Annotated in this window: 5 protein-coding genes and 2 pseudogenes; 5 read left to right on the top strand and 2 right to left on the bottom strand. The window is 61.4% G+C overall.

Going from position 1 to position 4,352, the window contains the following annotated elements:
* The 4 genes and pseudogenes from VFA16_RS16710 to VFA16_RS16695 all read left to right on the top strand — a co-directional run.
* A pseudogene (locus tag VFA16_RS16710) lies at positions 1 to 476 on the top strand (transcriptional regulator); the annotation flags it as partial.
* Positions 477 to 595: 119 nt separating this feature from the next.
* On the top strand, positions 596 to 1,012 hold the full coding sequence (locus tag VFA16_RS16705; protein ID WP_324968886.1) for a ferritin-like domain-containing protein: 417 nt from the start codon (positions 596 to 598) through the stop codon (positions 1,010 to 1,012).
* Positions 1,013 to 1,080: 68 nt separating this feature from the next.
* Positions 1,081 to 1,335: a hypothetical protein gene (locus VFA16_RS16700; RefSeq protein ID WP_324968885.1), complete on the top strand. Its 255-nt coding sequence runs from the start codon at positions 1,081 to 1,083 to the stop codon at positions 1,333 to 1,335.
* A gap of 100 nt (positions 1,336 to 1,435) precedes the next feature.
* A complete protein-coding gene (locus VFA16_RS16695) occupies positions 1,436 to 2,068 on the top strand; it encodes a cutinase family protein (RefSeq protein WP_324968888.1) in 633 nt (210 codons plus the stop codon).
* A gap of 91 nt (positions 2,069 to 2,159) precedes the next feature.
* Here the strand turns inward: VFA16_RS16695 and VFA16_RS16690 are convergent, their stop codons facing one another.
* Entirely contained in the window at positions 2,160 to 2,741 is a 582-nt protein-coding gene (locus tag VFA16_RS16690; protein ID WP_324968884.1) for a thioredoxin family protein, read from the bottom strand.
* 203 nt (positions 2,742 to 2,944) lie between these two features.
* Here VFA16_RS16690 and VFA16_RS16685 point away from each other — a divergent pair, with 203 nt between their 5' ends.
* Complete coding sequence (locus tag VFA16_RS16685; protein WP_324968887.1) at positions 2,945 to 4,006, top strand: hypothetical protein; 1,062 nt, start codon at positions 2,945 to 2,947, stop codon at positions 4,004 to 4,006.
* A gap of 35 nt (positions 4,007 to 4,041) precedes the next feature.
* On the opposite strand, the pseudogene VFA16_RS16680 reads toward VFA16_RS16685, so the two are convergent.
* Positions 4,042 to 4,352, bottom strand: a pseudogene (locus VFA16_RS16680) (3-oxoacyl-ACP reductase); the annotation flags it as partial.

The raw sequence follows: 4,352 nt of genomic DNA, 5'->3' as shown, positions 1-4,352 counted from the left end.
TGCAGCTTGCCCCCACCAAGCGCATCCGCTCGCTGCGCCAAGGCACCAGAGCACACGCGCTGCGTCAGGCGCGCACCTGCTACGACCACCTCGCAGGGCGTCTGGGGGTCGAGCTGATGCGCACGATGATCGGACGCGGACAAATCACCGGCGGCGACGGCAGTTTCGACCCCCACATCGCCGATCGGGACAAGCCCACTGGCTACGGCCACGACATTGACTATCACCTCACCGAAGAAGGCGAGGTATTCCTCCGCGATTTCGGTGTCACGTTGCCCAGCAGCCGCCCGGTCATCCGCTATTGCATTGACTGGTCCGAACAACGCCACCACCTTGCGGGCGCGCTGGGTCGAGGCCTACTTGACCAGCTCATCAAGCTTGACTGGATCCGCCGTTCGAAGGCCAGCCGGGCAGTCCAGATAACTGAGATTGGGTATGGAGGGCTACGCGAGGTCTTCGACGTCAGCCTCACATAGTGGGAACCGACATCACGCTCACCCACAACCGCATGGAACTGAGCATCCCTGAGAACGCCGCCGCTGGCGCCAAATAGCGTTCATGTTTCAGCTCGCGGGCTTGTGTGAAATCTGCCCACATGGACACCAGTACTTTCATCGAACGGCTCAACGAAGATCTAGGTACGGAGTATCAATCGATCGTTCAATACATCCAGCACATTGCAACGGTCAAGGGCCCCGAATACCACTCGATCACCGAGGAACTGGATAAGCACCTCACTCAGGAGCTGCAGCACGCCAAGATTCTCGCTCAGCAGATCGATTTTCTAGGCGGTACGCCAACTGTGAAAGTTCCCGACGTGCCCGACGCTTCGGACGGCGCGTCGGCGCTAAAGGCCGATGTGGAGCTGGAAAGGCGCCAGTTGGACCGCTACCGGCAGCGCGTGATGGAAGCCACGGACTTGGGGCTGCCGGATGTCGCCGAGGCACTGAGGCCGTTGTTGCAGCAAACGCAGGATCATGTGCGTGAACTGGAAGATGCGCTAGAGGGCTGAAAAGTCAATGGAGACTAGGACGCTGGCGCTGTTCCGACCTCAGCTGCCCGTCGACTACGGTCAACGGTATGTCTGAGGTATCCGGTAGCGACCGAATCGACGACGTCACCCCGGGCGACACTATCGCTGTCGACCGCGGGTCCGGTGAAAAGCTCTACAAAGTGGTGTTCAAGGACTCCGCGAACGGCCGCTACGTCATCACGCTCGAGGACGACGACGGTGAAACCTTTCAGCTCGACCTACCGGCCGGCACCGTGGTGCAAAGGCACCTGCAGTCGAAGTGGGAATCGCCACAAAGCCCTACACCGCACACCGAGAGCTAAGCTCCGCTGATCGCGGTACTGGTCAACGGTTCGAGCTGCGAATCGCTAACATCTCGCTGTGCGCGCCGGTAAATCGCTTCGAGTTGGCCTAGCGTCGGTCATGACGGCCGCCGCGCTGACGTTCAGTTCGGCAGTACTTCCCGCCGAGATGCCGGCGGCCGCCGCAGCGAATTGTCCCGAAGTGGAGGTCGTCTTCGCCCGCGGCCGATTGGAATCACCGGGGCCAGGCGTGCTCGGCAATGCGTTCATCAACGCACTCGAATCCAAGGCAGCAGGTAAGAACATCGGCGTATACGCCGTGAAGTACCCCGCCGACAGGGAGGTCGACGTCGGCGCCAACGACATGAGCCGCCACATCCAGTACATGGTCAACAACTGCCCGAACACCCGACTGGTGCTGGGCGGCTACTCGCTTGGCGCGGCGGTCACCGACGTGGTGCTCGCGGTGCCCATGTCGGCGTTTGGTTTTGACAGTCCTCTGCCGGAGGGCACCGATCAGCACATCGCCGCCGTCGCGTTGTTCGGCAATGGAAGTCAGGGGGTCGGCCCCATTACGAACTTCAACCCGATCTATAGCGACCGGACCATTGAGTTGTGCCACGGCGCCGATCCCGTCTGCAACCCAGCCGACCCGAACACCTGGCAAAATAACTGGCCGCAACATCTTGCTAGTGCCTACATCCAGGCTGGCATGGCCGACCAGGCCGCCGACTTCGTCGCAGGCAGGCTTTAGTCGGCCAGGTCCACATCACTCGTCACAGCGATGAATGCGACCACGCCGCTCCCCTTGTCCGACAAAGGGTTTCAGCCGCACAGTCGGCGGGTTAGGCGGGGCGGTACTCGGGCTCGTTGCCCGGTTTCCACTTGATGTTGCAGCCGATGCTGGGAATCTGGTCGCCCGGGACGGGCTGGTGCGCCAGTACGGCCGCGACGGCGCGGTCGAGGTCGTCGCCGGTGACTGGTTGGTTGTTGCTCGGCCGACTGGCATCGAATTGGCCCCGGTAGACCAGCCTGCGCTCGCTGTCGAAGAGGAAAAAGTCCGGAGTGCAGGCGGCCCGGAACATGTGAGCGACCTGCTGGGTCTCGTCCAGCAGGTACGGGAAGCTCCACCCGTTCTGCTTGGCAAAGGCAGGCATGTGTTCGGGGCCGTCTTGCGGATAGGCCGCGATGTCGTTGGCGTTGATCGCCAGTACGGCCAGACCCTGGTCCATCCACTGGCGGGCCCGCCGCCCCAGTGTTGGCCCGATGTGGATGACGAACGGGCAGTGGTTGCACACGAACACCACCAGGAGACCCGCGGCCCCAGCCGCATCGACTGGGCCGTGCAGTTTTCCATCAGGATCGGGAAGCTGGAAGTCGGGCACCGGAGTGCCAAGCGGAAGCATCGTCGACGGAACAGCAACCATGGCCCCAGCATGCCATCGCCCCGGCAACCTTGAAACCCAGCTATGGATGTCTTACTCTTCATTCTGAGAATGTCATTCTCATAATGAAGTGGCCCGTTCTCCGTCGGTCGCCGGGCCGCTGCCTTGCCCGTCGACATCCGAAGGAACAGCCTCTCGCGCGAGACCCGACCGCGCGAAGGGCGTCCTTCTTATTGAAGGAACCGATGAACAAGCTGCGCGTTATTCAGTGGACCACTGGCAAGGTCGGCAAGCTCAGCATGCGGGGGATTCTCGACGATCCCCGCCTCGAACTGGTCGGCGTGTATGCGTATTCAGTCGACAAGGCAGGTACCGACGCTGGACCGCTATGCGGCAGACCCGCTACCGGCGTACTCGCCACCACCGACATCGACGCGCTCATCGCATTAGACGCCGACACCGTCATCTACACGCCCTTCTTGGCAGATCTCGATCACGCCGTCCGCTTGCTCGAAAGCGGCCTCGACGTCATCAGCACAAACTTGTTCCTCAACGTGGGCGGAATCCGAGGCGAAACGAAGGAGAAGCTCGCTGCCGCCTGTGAACGCGGTAACAGTTCGCTCTACATCACCGGCGTCAACCCAGGCTGGATCAACGCGATGGTGACCGCGATGACTGCTGTCTGCCGCGACGTCCAACTGATAGCAATCGTCGAATCGGCAGATGTCTCCGTCTACGAATCGGCGGAAACGTGGCAAGCGTTGGGCTTCGGCCTGCCCGAGGCGACGCCCGAAGTCGTTGGTTTGGCGAAGTTCGGGTTTGGCACCTTCGCCGACTCCGTTCAACGCATGGCGGTCGCATTGGGCCTTGAACTCGATGACATGGAATTCGTCGTTGAGCACCAGACAGCCTCCGAGAAGGTCGATCTTGGTTGGTTCTGCATGGAGAAGGACACCATCGCCGCAATCCGTGGGGGCTGGAACGCCAAAGTGAAGGGAAAGACCGTTATCCAGTCGCGCGTCTCCTGGTATCTCACCCAGAAACTCAACGGAGACTGGAAATTTGACGACGATCACTACCACGTTGCGATCAAGGGCGAGCCTGACGTGCAAACCCGCATCCGGTTCATCCCACCGAAGCACTGGGGCAACCACGAATGGGACACCATGACCGCCATGCCAGCGGTCAATGCGGCCTTCGACGTCGCCGCGGCGCCCGCCGGCATCCTGACCCTGAAGGACGTGGGCCTGCCCTGCGCACCAGTAGGAATCTGGCTGGACGACCGGGACGGCTCGCCCTCGGAATGATCCGATGGGTAATCGGACTCAAACTAGCTGTGGCACTAGAGAAACGCTGCAAGGATTTCGTTCGTGACGGCACGCAAGTTCGATTGGACCGTCGCGTCGTACGCCGCGGGATGAGCCTTCGCTTCACGCAAGCCGTCGAAGTAGCGCCCTGTTACCGCCGCACCGGTCGGTTCAACCGCGAGGTTCATGACCGCTCTGACGCCCTTCGCTATGGACGAAATCGGCGGCACCCATGCTTTGCGGACCATGTGCGTATTCATCAATGTCGCTGGATGTAAGCAGTTGACGGTGATGGCGGTGTCGGCAAGCTCTCTGGCCAAGTCGAAGGTGAACGCGACTAACGCGA

Source organism: Mycobacterium sp. (genome assembly GCF_035653355.1).
Classification (GTDB): Bacteria; Actinomycetota; Actinomycetes; order Mycobacteriales; family Mycobacteriaceae; genus Mycobacterium.
The sequence above is the reverse complement of the archived record's forward strand: the minus strand, read 5'-3'. Positions and strand labels throughout refer to the sequence as shown.